Annotated in this window: 15 protein-coding genes; 4 read left to right on the forward strand and 11 right to left on the reverse strand. The window is 54.6% G+C overall.

Annotation, left to right across the window (positions count from 1 at the left end):
* Window positions 1-47: 47 nt before the first annotated feature.
* From ACO2Q8_RS14460 to ACO2Q8_RS14505, 10 genes are all read right to left on the reverse strand, one after another.
* Entirely contained in the window at window positions 48-1,154 is a 1,107-nt protein-coding gene (locus ACO2Q8_RS14460) for a bile acid:sodium symporter family protein (protein ID WP_423345539.1), read from the reverse strand.
* A 144-nt stretch (window positions 1,155-1,298) separates the two neighbouring features.
* Window positions 1,299-2,579 (reverse strand): amidohydrolase/deacetylase family metallohydrolase, encoded by a 1,281-nt coding sequence (locus ACO2Q8_RS14465; protein ID WP_423345540.1) that lies wholly within the window; start codon window positions 2,577-2,579, stop codon window positions 1,299-1,301.
* Between the two features lie 164 nt (window positions 2,580-2,743).
* Complete coding sequence (locus tag ACO2Q8_RS14470) at window positions 2,744-3,961, reverse strand: aminotransferase class V-fold PLP-dependent enzyme (RefSeq protein WP_423345541.1); 1,218 nt, start codon at window positions 3,959-3,961, stop codon at window positions 2,744-2,746.
* 18 nt (window positions 3,962-3,979) lie between these two features.
* A complete protein-coding gene (locus tag ACO2Q8_RS14475) occupies window positions 3,980-5,437 on the reverse strand; it encodes a PQQ-dependent sugar dehydrogenase (protein ID WP_423345542.1) in 1,458 nt (485 codons plus the stop codon).
* A gap of 2 nt (window positions 5,438-5,439) precedes the next feature.
* The gene (locus ACO2Q8_RS14480) at window positions 5,440-5,880 is read right to left on the reverse strand and encodes a c-type cytochrome (RefSeq protein ID WP_423345543.1); all 441 of its coding nucleotides are present in this window, start codon (window positions 5,878-5,880) and stop codon (window positions 5,440-5,442) included.
* Window positions 5,881-6,002: 122 nt separating this feature from the next.
* Window positions 6,003-7,763, reverse strand: a complete 1,761-nt coding sequence (locus ACO2Q8_RS14485; RefSeq protein ID WP_423345544.1) for a PQQ-dependent sugar dehydrogenase — start codon at window positions 7,761-7,763, stop codon at window positions 6,003-6,005.
* Between the two features lie 174 nt (window positions 7,764-7,937).
* Window positions 7,938-9,185 carry an amidohydrolase/deacetylase family metallohydrolase gene (locus ACO2Q8_RS14490; RefSeq protein WP_423345545.1) on the reverse strand — a complete coding sequence of 416 codons (1,248 nt, stop codon included), beginning with the start codon at window positions 9,183-9,185 and terminating at the stop codon, window positions 7,938-7,940.
* Window positions 9,186-9,199: 14 nt separating this feature from the next.
* Window positions 9,200-10,423, reverse strand: a complete 1,224-nt coding sequence (locus ACO2Q8_RS14495) for an aminotransferase class V-fold PLP-dependent enzyme (protein WP_423345546.1) — start codon at window positions 10,421-10,423, stop codon at window positions 9,200-9,202.
* Window positions 10,424-10,495: 72 nt separating this feature from the next.
* Window positions 10,496-10,957, reverse strand: a complete 462-nt coding sequence (locus tag ACO2Q8_RS14500; protein ID WP_423345547.1) for a RidA family protein — start codon at window positions 10,955-10,957, stop codon at window positions 10,496-10,498.
* Between the two features lie 147 nt (window positions 10,958-11,104).
* The gene (locus ACO2Q8_RS14505) at window positions 11,105-12,229 is read right to left on the reverse strand and encodes a FecR family protein (RefSeq protein ID WP_423345548.1); all 1,125 of its coding nucleotides are present in this window, start codon (window positions 12,227-12,229) and stop codon (window positions 11,105-11,107) included.
* A gap of 566 nt (window positions 12,230-12,795) precedes the next feature.
* On the opposite strand from ACO2Q8_RS14505, the gene ACO2Q8_RS14510 reads away from it, so the two are divergent.
* From ACO2Q8_RS14510 to ACO2Q8_RS14520, 3 genes are all read left to right on the forward strand, one after another.
* Complete coding sequence (locus ACO2Q8_RS14510; RefSeq protein ID WP_423345549.1) at window positions 12,796-13,482, forward strand: ThuA domain-containing protein; 687 nt, start codon at window positions 12,796-12,798, stop codon at window positions 13,480-13,482.
* Between the two features lie 33 nt (window positions 13,483-13,515).
* Complete coding sequence (locus ACO2Q8_RS14515) at window positions 13,516-14,739, forward strand: DUF5009 domain-containing protein (RefSeq protein ID WP_423345550.1); 1,224 nt, start codon at window positions 13,516-13,518, stop codon at window positions 14,737-14,739.
* A gap of 213 nt (window positions 14,740-14,952) precedes the next feature.
* Window positions 14,953-16,488 carry a T9SS type B sorting domain-containing protein gene (locus ACO2Q8_RS14520; RefSeq protein ID WP_423345551.1) on the forward strand — a complete coding sequence of 512 codons (1,536 nt, stop codon included), beginning with the start codon at window positions 14,953-14,955 and terminating at the stop codon, window positions 16,486-16,488.
* A gap of 33 nt (window positions 16,489-16,521) precedes the next feature.
* Here ACO2Q8_RS14520 and ACO2Q8_RS14525 read toward each other — a convergent pair whose 3' ends face one another.
* A complete protein-coding gene (locus ACO2Q8_RS14525) occupies window positions 16,522-18,147 on the reverse strand; it encodes a S8 family peptidase (RefSeq protein ID WP_423345552.1) in 1,626 nt (541 codons plus the stop codon).
* A 422-nt stretch (window positions 18,148-18,569) separates the two neighbouring features.
* On the opposite strand from ACO2Q8_RS14525, the gene ACO2Q8_RS14530 reads away from it, so the two are divergent.
* Complete coding sequence (locus ACO2Q8_RS14530; RefSeq protein ID WP_038120070.1) at window positions 18,570-18,761, forward strand: cold shock domain-containing protein; 192 nt, start codon at window positions 18,570-18,572, stop codon at window positions 18,759-18,761.
* Window positions 18,762-19,056 lie beyond the last annotated feature (295 nt).

The raw sequence follows: 19,056 nt of genomic DNA on the forward strand, positions 1-19,056 counted from the left end.
AGTTGAAACGAACAACTATAGACCATAAACGCTAAACCTACTCAAACTCAATGCCGCCGGTATTCCATTTCCTGCACGGCGTCGCGTTCCTCTTTCGGCATCCGGCTGTGCCACCATGATGCCAGAATGGAACCGGTGATGTTCATCAACGGGCCGAAGATGGCAGGGGCCAGCCCAACCGTCGCCATTTTACCCATTTCCTTGGCAATGCCCGACGCCAGACCGCCGTTTTGCATTCCGACCTCAATCGCCATCGTCCGGCAGTCGCGCTCGCTCATCCGGAACAGTCGCCCTGACCAGTAGCCAAGGAAATAGCCCGACAGGTTGTGCACCAGTACCAGCCCCAGCAGCAACGGCCCGATGGTCAGCAGGCTGTCGCGACCTGCCGCCGTGATGATCACGATGATGAAGGCAATGCCGAACATCGACACATACGGCATCAGGTTGTCCAGCCACACGGCTTTTCCGCTCAAAAACCGGTTGAACAACAGCCCCGCGCCGATCGGAATGATCACCATTTTAGCAATGTCGATCATCATGTGTACCGTGTTGATCTCGACAAAAGCCCCAGCCAGCAACTTCATCAAAACCGGCGTCACGAAGGGGGCCAGCATGGTCGATACGGCCGTAATCGTAATCGACAGGGCCAGGTTTGCTTTCGCCAGGTACGAAATCACGTTGGAAGCCATGCCGTTGGGCGAACAGCCGATCAGGATGATCCCGGCGGCAATTTCGGGCGGCAGTCCGCTGATGCTCGCCAGAAAATAGCCGAGGCTGGGCATGATGATGAAGTGGCTGATGACGCCGATCAGCACGCCTTTCGGCATCCGGATGACACCCACAAAATCGTCGAGACTCATGGACGTTCCCATCCCGAACATGATGAGCTGAATCAGGGGCGTAATGAGCGTACTGAATTTAAAATCTCCGACCGAAACAAAGTACTGCGGGTAGTAGAGCGCCGTGACAACGGCCGCGAAGATGACGACGGTGTACGAAAAGCCTTTCAGGTTCTTGTACCCCCGAAAACCGATGGCAACGGAAAGAAAGCAGGCAATCAGGAAGGGACCAGCCATCGGCAGATTGCCGCTGACCATCAGTGCGAGCGCGACCAGCAGACAAACTCCCGCCAGACCCAGAATCAGTTTATGCATGATACTATTTCAGAAGGTTTAGGAAAACACAGCCAAATATAACGGTTTCCCCTTTCGTACCCACGGACTTTAGTCCGTGTTTTTAGAGCTAGCAACTCGAATTGTCAGGAAAAAAACACGGACTAAAGTCCGTGGGTACGGACCTCACTGCGGCCGCTGGCGGACCACGATGGGTTCGGCAATCCCGTTCAGGTCGTACACGATCCGGCCTTTGCGGATGGTCATTTCGCAGGCCAGTTTTTGTTTTCCTTCAATTTTATGCCCGGTGTAGTCGAAAAAGCCGAAATAACCGGTGTCGCGCACGGCAAACTTCCCGTCCACCACATCCAGCAGAGCGACGTCGGCTTCGGCACCTTCGGTCAGGTGGCCGAGTTCGGGCCGTTTGATGGCCTGCGCCGGACTCCAGGTGCTGGCTTTGATCACGCTTTTCAGATCCATGCCCATCGCCATGAATTTCGACATCACGTTCAGCATGTCTTTCATGGCGTTGTTCATGCTGCCGGTATGAATGTCGGTACTGATTGTATTAGGGTAAAAACCGCTCTTCAGCGCCGGAATGGCCTGCGAGAAGGCGAAGCTGATACCTCCGTAACCCACGTCGAAAATGATTCCTTTTTTCTGCGCTTCCCAGACAAACGGTTTCAGTTTGTTGGTCGTCACGTCCAGAATTGGCTCGCGGGTGGCCAGTTGCCCGAAGCAGTGGGTAAAAATGTCACCCGGCCGCAGGCGTTTCAGAAACAACTCCTCAATGGATAAAGTCGGTTTGCTCCCGCCAAAATCGATCATCACCGGTTTGTCAGCCAGCTTCCCGGCTTCCACGGCCCGGTCGGTCGGCGTCCAGTCGTAGCCGTTGAAGTGCGCCAGTTTGATGCCGACGACTTGCTCCGGGTATTTCTTCGCCATTTCGGCCGTGGCTTTGGCGTCCATGTCCTCAATGTTCTGCTCGAACTTGCCGCCCCGCATCCCGCTCCCGACGATGTTGAGCAGGGCCAGCACCCGCGTTTGCGATGCGTCGATGGTTTGCTTCTTGAACGTCTCGAAATCACGCCAGCCCGAGCAGCCCGCGTCGACAATGGTCGTCACGCCGTTCCGGAACGTAAAACCGTCGGGCGGCAGGGCATTCGGGCCGTTGCTGTAGGTCTGGTCCATGTTGGTTCCGAAAAAAACGTGCGTATGAATATCAATGATACCGGGCGTGACGTACAGCCCTTTGGCGTTGACCACCTGACGCGCACCGGTCGCGTCGATGTTTTTGGCCACCTTCGCAATCTTACCGTCCAGAATCGCCACATCCATCACGGCGTCGACGTTATTTTTCGGGTCGATGACGTGCCCGTTTTTGATCACGATGTGGTACGGTTGCGCCAGCGTCCACTCACTGACGAGCAGGCTCAGGGCCGCAACGATAAGTAACAGGTTCTTCATGGGTTTGGGGTTATGGCATTGAAAATGAAGGAGAGAATAGTCTGTAGTTTATAGTTTACGGTTTATAGTTTATGGCCCATGAATCATGGATAACGTTTTGGCATTCAAAGAATTGACTCATCAACTGTAAACTATAAACCGTAAACTATAAACTGACGGAAGACTTACACCACTTTGGAAAGCTCCTCTTTGATTCGTCGGGCCACGATCTTCTCCTGACCCGGTTTCAGCATCCAGACCGTCACGCCGATGCTGCTGGGGCCGCCCCCACCGACTTCGATCGACGGGTCGCCGGTGCGCAGGGCTTCCTGCAACTGCTTGCCCGTGATTTTCAGTTGGGCCGGGTCCCAGGAGATACGGAGCGAGGGCGTGTGGTTGCCGAGCGGATTGACGCGCACCTCGGTTTTGATGCCGTTTACGGTTTTGACGGTGTTCTCGACGTGGGCTACCCCGTCTTCCCAGCTTTTCCAGGTTTTGGCAAAATCCTGCGCCAGAAACTTCTCGACGGCCACATACATGCCCAGAATTTCCTCCTTGTTCACTTTCATGCCGCGCCCAATGTTGAACCCACGCGGAGGCATATGCACCCGAGCGGCTTCAATGATGGACTTTTTGCCCATCAGCAACCCGGCGCTCTGCGGGCCGCGCATGGCTTTTCCGCCCGAAACCACCACAAAATCGAAGCCCATGTCGTTGAATTTGTACAGATTTTCGACCGGCGGCACGTCGGCGGCAATGTCGATGGACGTCGGAATGTTGTGTTTTTTGCCCAACGCCACCCACTCTTCGTGCATAATCTTGCCCTTGTCCGATTGAATGTGCAGGAAGTGCAGCAGGGCGGTTTTCTCGTTGATGGCTTTCTCCAGTTCCTCGACGGTTTCGATGTAAACCATCTTGCAGCCGGTGTTCACCAGCGCGTGGTTGTAAACAATTTCGTGGCCTTTCTGGCAGATAACTTCCGATTTCATGCCGGTGCCTTCCAGGTGGGGCAGCGCTTCCACTTTCTTCTGGTCGGTACCGGTCAGGATGCCCGCCAGCCCCAGCGTCATGCCCGAAAACGCGCCCGAGGTTACCACAGCGGCTTCCGAATGCACCAGTTTGGCAATTTTCTCCCCGACCTTGTCCTGCAATTCGTCCAGCAGACAGAACTCTTTCGAGGCATAGTTGATGGCTTCGAGCACTTCGTCGTGCATCAGCGAGCCCGTCATGTAGGTCAGCGTTCCGGCGGCATTGATGAACGTCCGGACGCCCAGCTCCTTAAACAGATCGCGTTTGGGAGCCGCCAGCGCTGCGGCTTCGGCGGTTACGGGCAAGGTGCCGACCAGTCCACCCAGCAGGGGGACACTCGACAGGCGTTTGATGAGTTTTCTTCTGCTTAACATGCGTGTGTTGGAGTTTCGTTACGTTCTTTTCTTCCGGTTTTTCCTGCCCGCTTTCGGGTCGGCGGGTAGAGTAATCTTCCAGATGTTGCCACCCTTGCCGCCGTATTCGATGATGTACACGGTATTGTCGACCAGCAACGCGTCGGTGGGCTCCGTAAAACCGTCGACCAGGCGGGTGGTTTTGACCGTATAGTTATCCTTGGCTTTGTCGTACCTAAAATCGAGGTGTAATAAATCGCGGCCCTGCTTTTTCAGCGGGTTGACGAGGGTTGAGTTGCGTCGCGGGCCGGAGTAGCGGATCACGAAGCCGTCGCCTTTGAAGTCGTCGGCCAGCACTTTTTTGGTATCGAAAAACAACCCGAGCGGTGAACTGTGGGCATTAAACGTCCCGACCGGCACGCCCGTCGAATCGCCGTCCATCACCAGCCCGGTTTTTGGGTCGCGGTATTCGTTGGCATCCGGTCCCAAGTTTAGCACCGGGCCGGTAAACGTGACACCCGCCGGACGTTTCGGAAACTCGGGGTCATTGCGGAAATACCGCATCAGCCAGGCGTGGGCAAACTTGCTGATAAACGGATCTTTCTCCGGATCGGGTTGCCAGTCGGCGTATTGTTGCGGGTTATCCAAACCGCCCCCCATCACCCACGGAAAACCGTAGTGGTGGCCCTGCCGCACCCAAAACATATCTTCAGCGTGGTCGTAGTCGCCGGAATTGGAAACCGCAAACAACCGGCCGTCGCCGTCGAATGCCATGTCGTAGGCATTCCGGATACCTTCGGCATAGATGTAACCGGCCGCTTTCAACTTCGCTTCGTCGTCGGGCAACTCCAGGTTTTTGGCATCGACCGGAAACCGGAAGATTTTGGCCGTTAGCGCATTATCGCGGGCATTCGGATACACGCCCCCGTTGTCCTGCACCTCGCCGTGATCGGTTCGTGCGCCGGTATTGACGTAAATGTATTTCTCATCCGGGCTGATTTCCAGCGCGTTCCAGCCGTGGTCGAAGGTCGTTTTGTTAGTGCCGTACTCGACGGTATTGAACACCACCGTCATCTCCGGTTTTTCGTCCGACGCCAGGTCGTAGCGCACCATCCGGCCCTTGGTCCCTTTGTTGTCGTTCACACTGATGTTACCGGCCAGAAACAGGGTATTTTTCAGAAAAGCCGCGCCCTGCAAACGCGTGATGCCGTGATCATCGGCCGAAAACACTTTTTCGGCCACCGGCGGCTGGCCGTTCATTTTCACCCGGAATACATCACCCGTGAAGGTTGTGTAATACAGATCACCGGTGCTGGCGTGCCGGATCAACCGCACGGCTTCGGGGCCGACGGCCATAAAATGCTCCACCTTGATGTCGGGGCGCAAAGCCGTGGGCGGGATGGGCGCTTTGGCATCGGGGCCTTGCGCGTAGAGTAACAGGGGGCAGCAAACCGCCACCGTCCATACACGAATTGTTTTCAGGAAAAGGGTCTGCATTCTTATTTGGTGTTGGTCTTCGGAGTCGTTAGTTTACGCACATAAGCCACTAATTGCCAGCGTTGTTCGTCGGAAAATACCTCTTTGAACGGCGGCATGTTGCCCCGGCCATTTGAGAGCTTCCAGAATAGCGCGCCATCGGTTTGTTTGACGACTTCCGGGTCGTGGAAGTTGGCGGGTTTGGCCCCGAGCGCCCGGCCCGCGGCCCCGTCGCCGTACCCTGCTTCGCCGTGGCACGACGAGCAGAATTCCTGAAACAGTTCCTCGCCCTGCGCCAGCGTCAGTGGTTCGGTCGGGTACTGGTTTTTCAGCGTATCGGCCCAGGCGGGCGCTTTCCATTTTTCCTGTTTCGGATCGTCGGCCAACCGGTTTTCCGTAAAACCCGTGATGCCAAAACCGCCCAGCACGCACAAACCGGTAATCAATAAGGTACAGAAACGCATGTAGTAGTAAAGTGGGGCTTTAAGAACCAACGGTTTATCTTACTTATACCCCTAAATCCCCTAAAGGGGACTTGGACGCGCCATGTCCAGATGCCTAAGTCCCCTTCAGGGGATTTAGGGGTTTACTTTCTTTCTTTAATCGCCTTTCGAACGCTGCCCACTTCCTCGGCGGTGATGGCACTGGCCGAATTGCCAAAGTTTTGCCGGACAAACGTCAGCACCTCGGCAATCTCTTCGTCTTTCAGGAAGTCGTGCTGCGGCATGACATTGTTGTACGACTGTCCTTTGACTTCAATCGGGCCGTCCAGTCCTTTCAGCAGCACTTCGATCAGCCGGGTTTTGTCGCCCACGACCCATTCCGATTCCCCCAGGGGCGGAAACCGCTGCGAATCACCCAGCCCATTGCGCTGGTGACAGGCCCGGCAATACACGCCGTAGACTTTGCTGCCCAACACGGGCTTGTCCTTGTCCAGGTTATCCTTGATTTCGTCGGGCGTGCGGATGTGCGACATGGTTTTGCGTTTCTCCATCTGGGCCAGTTGCGCCGGGCCGAATTTTTTCCGGTCACCTTTGTAGGTCACTTTCCAGATTTTGCCTTTCTCGGTTTCGGCCAGGTACAGCGAACCGTCGGGGCCCATCGCAATGCCCATCGGGCGATACACCGCATCGCTCACGTTGACAATCGGATCGACACCCGCAAAACCGTCGGCGAAGATTTCCCAATCCGACGAGGGAACGCCTTTTTTCGACGGAACAAATGCAATAAAATAGCCCGCCTGCGGGTAAGGCGCCCGGTTGGTCGATCCGTGAAAGGCGATGAACGCGCCGTTTTTGTACCGATCCGGAAAAGTGGTTGGACGTCCGGGAGCGCCCTGGTAAAACAGAATGTCGTTCGGTGCCCAGTGCCCCGGAAAACCGATGATCGGTTTTTCGTATTGACTGCCTTTGCCGATGTCTTCACCATCTCCGCCGTATTCCGGATTCAGCACTTTTTTGCCCTGCATCTGGTCGTAGTAGTAATACGGCCAGCCCGCATCCGCACCCTCTTTGATTCGCAGGAACTCCTCCGACGGCAACACCGCGCTCTGCCAGGGCGAGTACACGCCAGCCCAGAGCATCAGCAGGTCGTCGCGGCCGTGTTGCAGGGCGTAAAGCGTCTGGTCGACCGGATTCCAGTCCATCGCCACGACGCTCCGTAAACCGGTAGCGTACCGACGGCCGTCTTTCTGGGTCTGATTCGGCTTGTTGGCGTCGAACTGCCAGATACCGCCGTGGTCTTCGAGCAGGGCGCAGGGCGTTATTCCCGGCGAACTCGGAATCCGGTTCCGCTCCTGACAGGCGTTGGAAGGCGCTCCGTAGGCCACGTAAATATGGCCCTTATTGTCAAACGTCAGTGGTTTGGCAATGTGCTCGTGCATGCCGTGCGGATGGTCGTCGTTCACGATGATTTCTTCCGGCCCTTCCGGCACCAGCTTGCCCGGCGTCAGTTTGTAGCGGTAGACGAGCAGTTCGGAGCTGAAATACAGGTAGCCGTTGTAAATCCGCATCCCCGTTCCGTAGGCCCGCTCGCGGGTCTGCCCGCCGAAGGTTTTGATGATGTCGGCGCGGCCGTCGCCATTGGTGTCGCGCAGGGCAATCACCGACTCGCCTTTGTCCCGGACAAACCGGGCTTTCACGTAAATATCCCCGTTCGCGTTGATGGCCAGGTGCCGCGCCCGTCCGGGTAAGCTATCGACCACCACGGTCGCTTCAAACCCCTCGGGCAGAAACAGTCCGCCGTTGGCATCGGTGCGAGCCGGTAAGTTGGATTGGTTATCGCGCCGGGTAAACCCAAGCCCGGCCACGAGAAGAAGGAAGACTACGCTGGAGTAAGACTTTGACATTCAAGCAAAAGCAATAAAGGGTTATAAATAGAGGCTGTTCAAACTTTTTTTTGTCTTTTTGTCATCCCCGCTTTTATCATCCCGACGATAGGAGGGATCTTCGGGTGAAACTGACATTCCTTCCGGCGCCCGGAGATCCCTCCTATCGTCGGGATGACAAAACGCACGCGTCGGTTACCGCACCACAATTGGGTTGGCAATCCCGTTCAGATCATAGACGATTTTACCGCCTTTGATGGTCATCTCGCACTCGAATTTCCGCTTACCTTCGACCCGGTAGCCGGTTTTATCGTAAAAGCCGAAATTGCCTTCTCGCAGGTTTAGGATGGCCACGTCGGCAATCGCCCCCACCGACAGATGCCCCAGGATTTCGCGTTTGATCACCTGCGCCGGTGCCCAGGTGCTGGCTTTGATCACATCCGCCACCGGCATGCCCATGCCCACGAACTTCGACATAATGCTCAGAATGTCTTTCATGGAGCCGTTCATGCTGCCGGTGTGCAGGTCGGTGCTGATCGTGGTGGGGTAAAAACCGGCTTTGATGGCCGGAATGGCCTGTGAATAATTGAAGCTGGCCCCGCCGTAGCCCACGTCGAAGACGATGCCTTTTTTGCGGGCTTCCCAGACAAACGGCCGGACTTTCCCGGTGGCTTCGTCTACGATGGTTTCCCGCACATTGCCTTCCAGCAAGGTGTAGGTATGCGTAAAAATGTCGCCGGGGCGCAGGCGCTTCATGAACAATTCTTCCAGCGACAACGGCGGATCGTGCATTCCGAAGTCGATCATGACCGGCATATTCGCCAGTTTTCCGGCCTGCACGGCGCGGTCAACGGGCGTCCAGGTGCCGCCCATAAAGTGCGCGACCTTGAAACCGACCACGTCGTTGGGGTTGCCGAGCGCCATCGCTGCGGCCATTTTGGGGTCCATATCGGTGGTGTCCTGCTCCCACATCCCACCCCGCATGCCTTCGCCGACGATGTTCAGCAGCGACAAAACCCGGGTTTTGGAGGTCAGGATGATGTTCTTTTTGAACGCCGGAAACGACTGCCAGCCCGCTCCGCCCGCGTCGACGATGGTGGTGACGCCCACGCGGAACGTAAAACCGTCGGGTGCCACGGCAATCAGGCCGTTGCTGAGGTAGTGGTCGGGTTCGGTGCCGAAATAGACGTGCCCGTGCAGATCGATCAGACCGGGCGTGACGTACATGCCTTTGGCGTTCACCACCTGTTTGGCTTTACCAGCATCGATGTTTTTGGCCACCAGCGCAATCTTGCCATCGCTGATTGCCACGTCCATCACCTCGTTGATGTTGTTTTTCGGGTCGATCACCTGACCGCCCTTGATCACGATGCTGTACGTTTGCGCCTGTACCAGCCCGCTGAACAGGCAGGCAAAAAAGAAAGTGAACAATGATTTTTGCATGGCTTCCGGACGCATCAAACCGCTGCTTTCGAGAGTTCTTCTTTCAAGCGCGTCGCCACGATTTTCTCCTGGCCCGGTTTCAACATCCAGGTTGTCAGGCTAATACCGCCCTGCTCGCCCACAATTTCGATGGAGGGGTCGCCGTTGCGCAGGTTTTCCTGCAAGGCTTTTACCGTCAGGTTCACTTTGGCCGGTTCCCATTTGATCCGGAGCGTCGGCGTGTGGTTACCCAGTTCGGGCCGGAAGGTTTCGGTGGTTACACCGTTCACTTTTTTGACGGCATCGGCAATGTGGGCCACGCGGTCTTCCCAGATTTGCCATTCTTTCTGGTGATCCTGCTTGATGAATTTCTCGACGGCGACGTACATGCCCAGAATTTCTTCCTTGTTCACCTTCATCCCGCGTCCGATGGTCGAACCCCGGGGCGGCATGCTCAGCCGGGCCGCATCGATCAGGTGTTTTTTCCCCATCAGCAACCCGGCGCTTTGGGGGCCGCGCATGGCTTTTCCGCCCGATACGCAGACCAGATCGAAGCCCATATCGTGGAATTTCCAGAGGTTTTCGACCGGCGGCACGTCGGCAGCAATGTCGATCATCGTCGGAATGTTGTGTTTTTTCGCCAGATTCACCCACTCCTGGTGCATGATCTTGCCTTTGTCCGACTGGATGTGCAGAAACCACATCAGAGCGGTTTTTTCGTTGATCGCTTTTTCGACCTCCTCCACCGTTTCGACAAACACCATTTTACACCCGGTGTTGGTCAGCGCGTGCGAATACCCGACATTATGCCCTTTCTGTACAATCACTTCCGACTTCATGCCCGTACCTTCCAGTTGCGGCAGGGCTTCCACTTTCTTCTGATCCATGCCCGTCAGCACGCCCGCCAGCCCCAGCGTCATGGCTGAGAAGCAGCCCGCCGTCACCACCGCCGACTCGGCGTGAACAAGAGCCGCAATTTTTTCGCCGACTTTGGTTTGCACATCGTCGAGCATCATAAACTCCTTCGAAGCGCCCTGGATGGTTTCCAGCACTTCGTCGTGCATCAGCGAACCGGTCATGGCCGTGTACGTTCCGGCGGCATTGATGAACGTCCGGATGCCCAGTTCTTTGGCAAGGTTACGGGGCGCTGCGGCCACGGGAGCGGCCAATACCGATTGCAGTGGGGCGGCACCGCCAACCAGCCCACCCAGCAGGGGTACGGTTGACAGGCGTTTGAGGATACTTCTTCGGGTGATCATGTCGATGGGTTGGTTAAGCCAGGGAAAAGCCCTTCCCGCCGACGAGCGGGAAGGGCAGGGTTAGGGAAGTAATCAGATGTAAGCAATGCAGTCCATTTCAACCAGGGAATCGCCCGGCACCCCGCCGTAGACAGCGACAGTTGTGCGTACTGGCGGTTTGCTGCCAAACCGCCCTTTGTACACTTCGTTCATGCCCTTGTAATCGTTCAGGTCATGCAGAAACACGTTCACTTTCAAGACTTTATCCATCGAAGAACCAGCCTTGATCAGTTCTTTTTCCAATTCTTTCAGCACTTCGTCCGTGTGTACTTTAATGTCGCCTTCTTTGTGGTACCCTTTTCCGGCGACAAACACGAGGTTGCCGAATTTCGTAGAACCGGAGAACAGCGGCACGTCCTGTTCATTAGTTACATTAAATACTTCCTTTTGCGGGGCCGCGCTGGCTTCAGCTTTTGAAGTAGCCATACCCAGGCCCGTTACACCGGTTACGGAGGCAAAGAGTCGTTTTAGGATCGATCGGCGTTCTGGTTTCATTAGAAAATTAAAGAATGGAAAGGTGAATACTAAAATTATTAAGTAAATCAAGCATTTTTTCCCGTATCTAATAAGTAAGCTAGACCACAAATCTGTCACGAACCAATATATAATGGTATTTTATCTACTCCGCAAGAACGATTCCGGCTAGGGCTGGCATCCTCTGCTGTTGATGATGATGTGGGCGTCGAGCTGTTCGTAGCGGGCGTTGATGGTGTTGCAAATCAGGTCCAGCTTCTCGAAAAGAGGTTCATCGTCCAGCGAAGCCGTCAGGTAGCACGATTTCATGACTTCCTCATCAAAGACGATTTTGATCCCGTACGATTTCTCCAGCGTGGCAAATACCTCGGCGATCGGTGTCCGCTTAAACCGGAAGGGCTGGCTTTGGGCCTGGCTGTCGAGCAGGGCCGGTTTTTCGACCAGGCTCTTGATGATCTGCGTGTTCGTGGGCGAAAATACGATCTGCTGATTGGGCGTCAGCACGACGCCTTCCAGCTTATTATTTTCTTTTTGCTGCGTTAACTCTGTATTATTGCGGGCAAAAACCGACACCTTTCCGGTTTTAACCACCACTTTAACCTGCTTGTCATTTTCGAAAGCCTGAATGGTAAAACTCGTCCCCAAAACTTTCGTTACCAGTCCTTTTGCGTAAACATAAAAGGGCTTATTCGGATCTTTATGAACTTCAAAAAAAGCCTCTCCGACTAAATAAACTTCGCGAATAGCACCCGGGAAGTTTTTCGGATAACTGACCCGCCCCCCGGTTTTTAACAGCAATGTACTTCCGTCCGGCAAGGTTACTAAACGGGTTTTCCGATCGGGGTTGGCAACTTCCTGAAGCGGTTGGGATGCCTGCGTAATCAGCTCGTTATAGGTTACATCAACTTTGGTGCAGGGCTGGTGAATAAACAGCCGCCAGAACAAGCCGAGCAGCACCAGCACACTGGCCGCCATCCCGTACCGCAGGGGTGTAAACTGGTACCATTTGGCCACGGGCTGCTCATCCCCATCGAGGGATTGGCGCAACCGGTGAATTTCGTGCTGGACCTCCCGGTCCGAAACCGGCACGCGGTCATTCGGAATTCGGGCGTAGGCTTCGTTGAGCGTGATGAGCAGGAAAGCGGCCTTGTCAACCAGTTCTTTTTTATCCGGATTCTGAACCATCCATTTCTGCCAAAAATCGCTTTCCTGCGGGTCATTGAATAATTTCCAGCGTTGAAAAGACGGATCGGTGGCTAATTCTTCAGGTTCGAAATTCCGGTAATCTTGCATACAAAATTAGAATACTTTGCCATTTCTGGATAAAGATGCAAGACTATGCGGTCTATACTCTTTTTTTCAAAATTATATTTCGAACTTTTTTAGTTTATTGAGCAGGACCACCGGTTTCGACCATCAGCCGGATTTTTCACATGCAAAACCCACCCTTCGACCGCGGGTAAATCCAGGCTTATCCACCCCCGGCCGGCCCAAAACCGAGCGTCTGTCAAGGTTACTGACAACTGGACGAAAACCCGCCGATAAACCGATGTCTATTTCCTAAACAGTTTGGTTTTTAATGTGAATCTCTGATAACTTTGGTGAGCGTTCATGCCGGTTTTTTAAATTAATCTTTCGGATTAAGTATTAAACTTGTTCATAGTCTGTTGTTAATGGTTTTATTTTTAATACTTTGGCAATACAGAACGCTCCTTATCTTCTCTATTTATAGCGAACATCGATCCCAAAATTAATTGATGAGTTACAAACATTTATGCGCCTTGGCCACGAGTTTTATACTATTGCTGACTAGCCTTGTCTCGTTCTGTTATGGACAAGTCGAAAAGCCGGTATTTCGCATGGTTGTCCTGGCCGAAAAAGACGGTGGCGTCCATGCGCCGTTTGTCGCTGCCGCCCGTGAGTGGCTCGGGCAGGAAGCGGCAAAAGGTCGCTTTGCCATCGATTACATCACCGATACGGAACCCATCGATGCGGCTTTTCTGGCTCGTTACCAGGTGTTCATCCAGTTGAATTACCCACCTTATCGCTGGACTGACGTTGCCAAAGTGGCTTTCGAGCAGTATATCCGGGAGGGTAAAGGCGGTGGCTGGGTCGGTTTTCACCACGCTTCGCTGCTCGGCGAATTCGACGGTTTTCCGATGTGGCCCTGGTTCTCGGAATTTATGGGCGGTATTCGCTACAAAAATTACATTCCTGGTTTTGCCAAAGCCACGGTTCGCGTCGAAGCACGATCCCATCCGGTGATGCAGAATTTACCGGCTTCGTTCGAGGTCGAAAAGGAGGAGTGGTACACCTACAACAAAAACCCGCGCCCGAATGTCAAGGTGCTCGCGATAGTCGACGAATCGACGTATGTACCCGATTCTGACATCAAAATGGGCGGGGATCACCCGGTGATCTGGTCCAACGAACACATGAAAGCCAGAAATGTGTACATTTTCATGGGGCATCATCCGGATTTATTCAAAAACGAAGCCTTTAAAACCCTCTTCCGAAATGCCATTTTCTGGGCGTCGGGGAAATAGGAACACCGATTGATGAAACCCTCCAACTATCCCATGAATAAACCTGAAACCGTATTTCCCCAAACCACTCAACCGGTGGCGAATCCGGCGCGGGTCGGGGCCATCGACATCCTGCGGGCGCTGACGATGGTGCTGATGATTTTCGTCAACGATCTCTGGTCGCTGACCGACATTCCGGCCTGGCTCGAACACGTCCCGCGTGGGGTCGACGGCATTGGGCTGGCCGATGTGGTATTCCCGGCTTTTCTGTTTATTGTCGGCATGTCGCTGCCTTTTGCTATCGATAACCGACGGAAAAAAGGCGACAACTTCCAGCAACTCATCGGGCACATCCTGTTCCGGTCGGTAGCCCTGCTGACGATGGGCGTTTTTCTGGTCAACGGCGAATCGATCAACGAATCGGCGACCGGGATGCCCCGGCTGTTATGGAATGTAATTTGCTGCACTTGCTTCATACTGATCTGGAACAGCTACCCCAAATCGGCCCCGAAATCGCTGGTTACCGGTTTGAAAGGGCTCGGCATCCTGACGCTGCTGGCGCTGGCGGTTTTGTACCGGGGTGGCGAAGGTGGTTCGATCAGCCGCTTCGAGCCGCACTGGTGGGGCATCCTCGGCCTGATTGGCTGGGCGTATCTGGTGGCGGCTCTGATCACGGTGGGAGCCCAAAACCGGCTTTGGGTTCTACTAACGGCCTGGGCGGTTTTTGCCGCCCTGAGTCTGATCGCCCACGCGGGTTGGTTGCCCGACGCCCTGCATGTGATTCCGGGGGCCATTCGGAACGGCACGCTTGTGGGCTTAAGCCTGGGCGGGGTGGTGATTTCGACGCTGTTTCAACAGTACCGGAAAAAAGGTGACAACCGCCAAATGACGGTCGTTTTTCTGGCCACGGCGGCTTTACTGATCGGTCTGTCGGTACTCACACGCCCCTACTGGGGTCTGGCCAAGCTAGGCGAAACCCCGGCCTGGCTGTTTCTGTGCAGCGCCTTCACGCTGCTGGCCTTCACCGCTATTTACTGGGTCGCCGACGTGTGGGGCCAGAGCCGCTGGTTCGGCTTCATCAAACCCGCCGGAACCGACACGCTGCTGTGTTACCTGATGCCATATTTTGCCTATGCCACCACGAATTTTCTCGGGATTCATTTGCCGGAGATCGTACTAACAGGCGGTATCGGACTGCTCAAATCCTTTCTGTTCGCCCTGCTATGCGTCGGGCTTACGGGCTTGCTGAACAAAGCAGGTATCCGGCTTAAGCTTTAAAGGTAACCGATCACCTTCGTTTGTCACCCTTAAATCCCCTAAAGAGGACTTTTCCAACCCGCTTTTTACTGCGTCCGAGTCCCCTTTAGGGGATTTAGGGGTAATTGATCACGCAAACAGGATTACCAGACATAAGCGTATTACAAGTATTTCCCCAAAAAACCGTATCTTTCGACCCTTCCCCGCAAACAATAACCGATGATTTTGACGTAAGTGAACACCCTGTTCTGCAACACGGTTCGGATGGTATGCTGGTTGATCGTCGGCCTGCCCGGCTGGGCGCTGGCTCAGAACCTGATTCCGAATGGCGGTTTTGAGAATTACCGCACCTGCCCCCGGCTCGACAATCTGTTGCAGGAAGCGGTACCCTGGTTTAATCCCAACGGAGCCACACCCGACTTTTACCACCAGTGTTACCCAACCGCCCAGATCGAATTGCCACCCCATTCCGGCGAAGGCCTGGGGCGGTTGTTTCTGGATTTGAACTGGGCCGAATACATGGCCACTCCGCTGAAAGAACCGTTGCAGGCCAACGAATGCTACTTTTTTGAACTGTTCATTGCCACCCCCAATCCGCCCCGCTACCTGACCGGCACCATCGGCGCGTATTTTTCGGAACAACCGCTCTCGGCCACCGGCAAAGACCTCTTCGCCGTCGATCCGCAGATTCTCGACAATACGCTGAACGCCGGAATTCCACGGTTGCGCTGGGAACGAATTACGGGCTACCTGAAAGCCAAGGGCGGAGAGCGGTTTATGACGCTCGGAAGTTTTAAAAAACTGCCGGTTTTGCTCGGGTTTTACTACCTGTTCATCGACGACGTTTCGCTGCTGCCCATCCGAATGAATCTGGGCAAAGACACCACCCTCTGCGGTCGGCAAAGTACGCTGCTGCTTGACGCTACAACCCCCGGCGCGACGGGATACCGCTGGCAGGACGGCAGTACCGCGCCCACGTTCCGGGTCAGCAGACCGGGTACGTATTCCGTCACAGTGACAACGCCGTGCAAGATCTTGCAGGATACCATCCAGGTCGATTATGCGCTCGATTTCGACCTGGGACGCGACACCACGCTCTGCGAAGGCCAGACGCTGGCGCTGACGGTTCCGGCCAGTCTGCCGCCGACCTTCCGCTGGCAAGATGGTTCGACGGCCCGAACGCAAACCGTCAGACAGGCCGGAACGTACAGCCTGCGCGTGGAACAGGCGAGTTGCGTTGCGATCGATACCGTGCAGGTTCGCTACGTTTTGCCGCCCCGGCTGAACCTGGGCCTGGATCAGAGCCTGTGCGGAGCCGAGGTTTTTACGATAAAACCGTCGTTTGCCGAAGGCCAATTCCGCTGGGAGGATCAAACCGCTGGGATTGAGCGCACCGTGGGCAACTCCGGCCTGTTCCGGGCGTCGGTCCGCAACGACTGCGCAACCGTCAGCGACACCCTGGCTATCTCGTACGGCGAGTGCGGCTGCGTGATCCAGACGCCGGACAGCTTTACACCCAACGCCGACGGACTGAACGATGTGTTTCAACCGTTGCCCTGCGGAGATATTACCATCACCCGTCTGTCGGTGTTCAACCGCTGGGGCGAGGTCGTTTTTCAAACTACGGAGCCCCCGTTTGCCTGGAACGGACTTTACCAGCAAAAAAACGTACCGATGGGCGTTTACGGCTGGCAGATTCAGTACCAACTGCGGCAAGGCAACGGTTTTGTACCGAAAGAAAAAAAAGGAGCGCTTAGCTTGATTCGCTAGCGCTCCCTGAAATCACTTCGGATTGTAAAACCGTCAGCCTTTTTTGGCCGAGGCAGCCGCTTCTTCGGCCTGCGCCAGTTTGACGGCTTCGTAGAGGTTGACCACCGCCCCGGTTTTCGACAGATCAGTGAAGTTTACCAAATCGTTCGATTCAGGCCGCAGCACCTGCCGTTTCTGCACAACCGCCGACTTTTCGATGATTCGCTTCAGGTCGCTGTAGGTCAGTTTCGGGAAATACGATTTCAGAACGGCCGCAATCCCGGTCACGACCGGAGCCGCCATACTCGTGCCGCTCAGGTTATCGTACTTGCTGCCGGGCGTGGTCGAGTAAATGGCCATGCCGGGCGCAAACACATCGACGGTTTTCCGGCCGTAGTTCGAGAACGGTGCCACCAGGTGCTCGTCGTTTTTCGAGGTGATGGCCCCCACCGTAATCAGGTTCGGAATGGCCGACCCGTCCATAAACCGGTCCGACGGGAAGCTGGCCGTCGTATCGAGCAGTTTGTTGTCGTTGCCGGCGGCATGAATCAGCAGTACCCCTTTCGAGAGCGCGTACCGCATGGCGTCGTCCACGGCTTTGCGCTGGGGCGACACATCTTTCCCGAAACTCATGTTGATAATCTGCGCCCCGTTGTTGACGGCGTACCGGATGGCATTCGCCACATCCTTGTCGCGTTCGTCACCGTCCGGCACGGCCCGGATCGCCATGACACGCACCTGATCGGCCACACCCTGCACGCCCAGGTTGTTGGTGCGGTCGGCGGCAATGATCCCAGCAACGTGGGTGCCGTGCAACGCGTCGGGGCCGGTAATGTCGGGGTTTCCGTAATCGGTGTCCGTCAGATCATCGGGTTTGTCGCCGACGATCGAGCGGCTTTCGTACTCCGGATTATAGGCGTATTCGGCTTTGGCTTTCAGGTCATCCAGCCCGCGGGTCAGTTCGGTCTGCACGTCGTCGGTACTGCCGTAGCCCTGAGCCGCCACCACTTCGTACAGGGCAGCCGCGCCTTTTTTAACGAAATCGTTGTCGGTTTGCGGGTTTTTCAGGACGTTGGTGTCCAGCTTCGACACGTTCAGGGCCTGTTTCAGCGCGCCCGTAATCGCCTGAAAATTGTCGTTAAAACTGCTGATGGACTTGTACTGCTCCTGGTACTCCGAGCGTTTCTGCTCCATCTCGGTTTTGTACTTCACATACAGATCGTATTCTTTCTGCTGAGCCGGTTTCAGCGACGACCGGTTTTTGCCTTCGTAGAGCGGACGCAGCCGGGCGTATTGCCGGGTTACTTCGGCGGTTTCGTAGCGGACGTTGCGGCCGTCTTTACCACCAATGAAGTTCCAGCCGTGTACGTCGTCCACGTAGCCGTTTTTATCGTCGTCGATGCCGTTGCCGGGAATTTCCTTCGGGTTGGTCCACAACACCCGTTTCAGGTCTTCGTGGGTGGAGTCGATACCGCCGTCGATCACGGCCACCACCACCGGGGTCGGTTTTCGGTTGTTGAGCAATTCGCGGTAGGTTCGGTCGGTGCTGATGCCCCAGACGCTGTCGGCTTTCGAATCCAGGTGAAACCATTGGGTGGATTGGGCCTGACTGAAGGCAGAACCGGAGAGGAGGATTGTATACAGACTAACGAGTCGACATACAAACGTTTTGAACGCCATAAGAAATAGTTAGGTTAACAGTCGGTTAACAACCGAAAACGGATCCGTGTTCACGCACCGTTCAGAGTAGTATAACGACCGAAGGCAAATCAACGTATCTTTTACTGTTTATTGAATTTTACCCTTGAAATTTCCCCCAATTCAGGGGAGAAGTTTGCGGCTACCGACGGGGGACTCTGAAGAATGATTCGGTTTCCGGGGTTTAGCGTGGTTACGAGTTCATCAAAGCCGCTCTGATGAACTCCATCAAAAGCCTGCGAACCGAATAAACGAACGAACCCAAACGCCCCGGACGAACCGCCTTGCCCGTTTCCGATTTTTTGTCGTATCATCCCGTTCCGTAAATATAAGTCGGCGTCGATAGTGCAGTTCTGGTTTATTTAGGCTATCTTTGATGAAATTTTAAAGACAATACAATTATAATGCAAACAGGAACTGTTAAATTTTTCAATGAGCTCAAAGGTTTTGGGTTCATTACCCCCTCGGATTCAGACAAAGACATCTTCGTTCACGTATCCGGTTTGATCGATGAAATTCGCGAGAATGACAAAGTTCAATTCGAAGTAGAACAAGGCAAAAAAGGTCTGAACGCCGTTAACGTTGAAGTTATTTAATCGAAAGATATAATAATGCGAAGCGATGAAGAACATGCCCGACGGCATGTTCTTTTTTTGTGTCCCACCGTTTCCCCCTTCCCTTCGACATTCGTTATTCGACATTCAATATTCGTTATTAAAACCGTGCCTCTTTAAATTCAATAACGAATACTGAATAGCGAACACCGAATAACGAAATACATTGCCGGACAGGGTAACCAACCGAAAACCACCCCGACTGTTATTTTTCGGTTAAACTCACCGCCTTCCCATTAGAAACTGCCCGCCGACCGCTTTTTTTGCTGCATCCTTC

Origin of the sequence: Larkinella sp. VNQ87, from assembly GCF_049445795.1 — a bacterium.
Lineage (GTDB): Bacteria > Bacteroidota > Bacteroidia > Cytophagales > Spirosomataceae > Larkinella.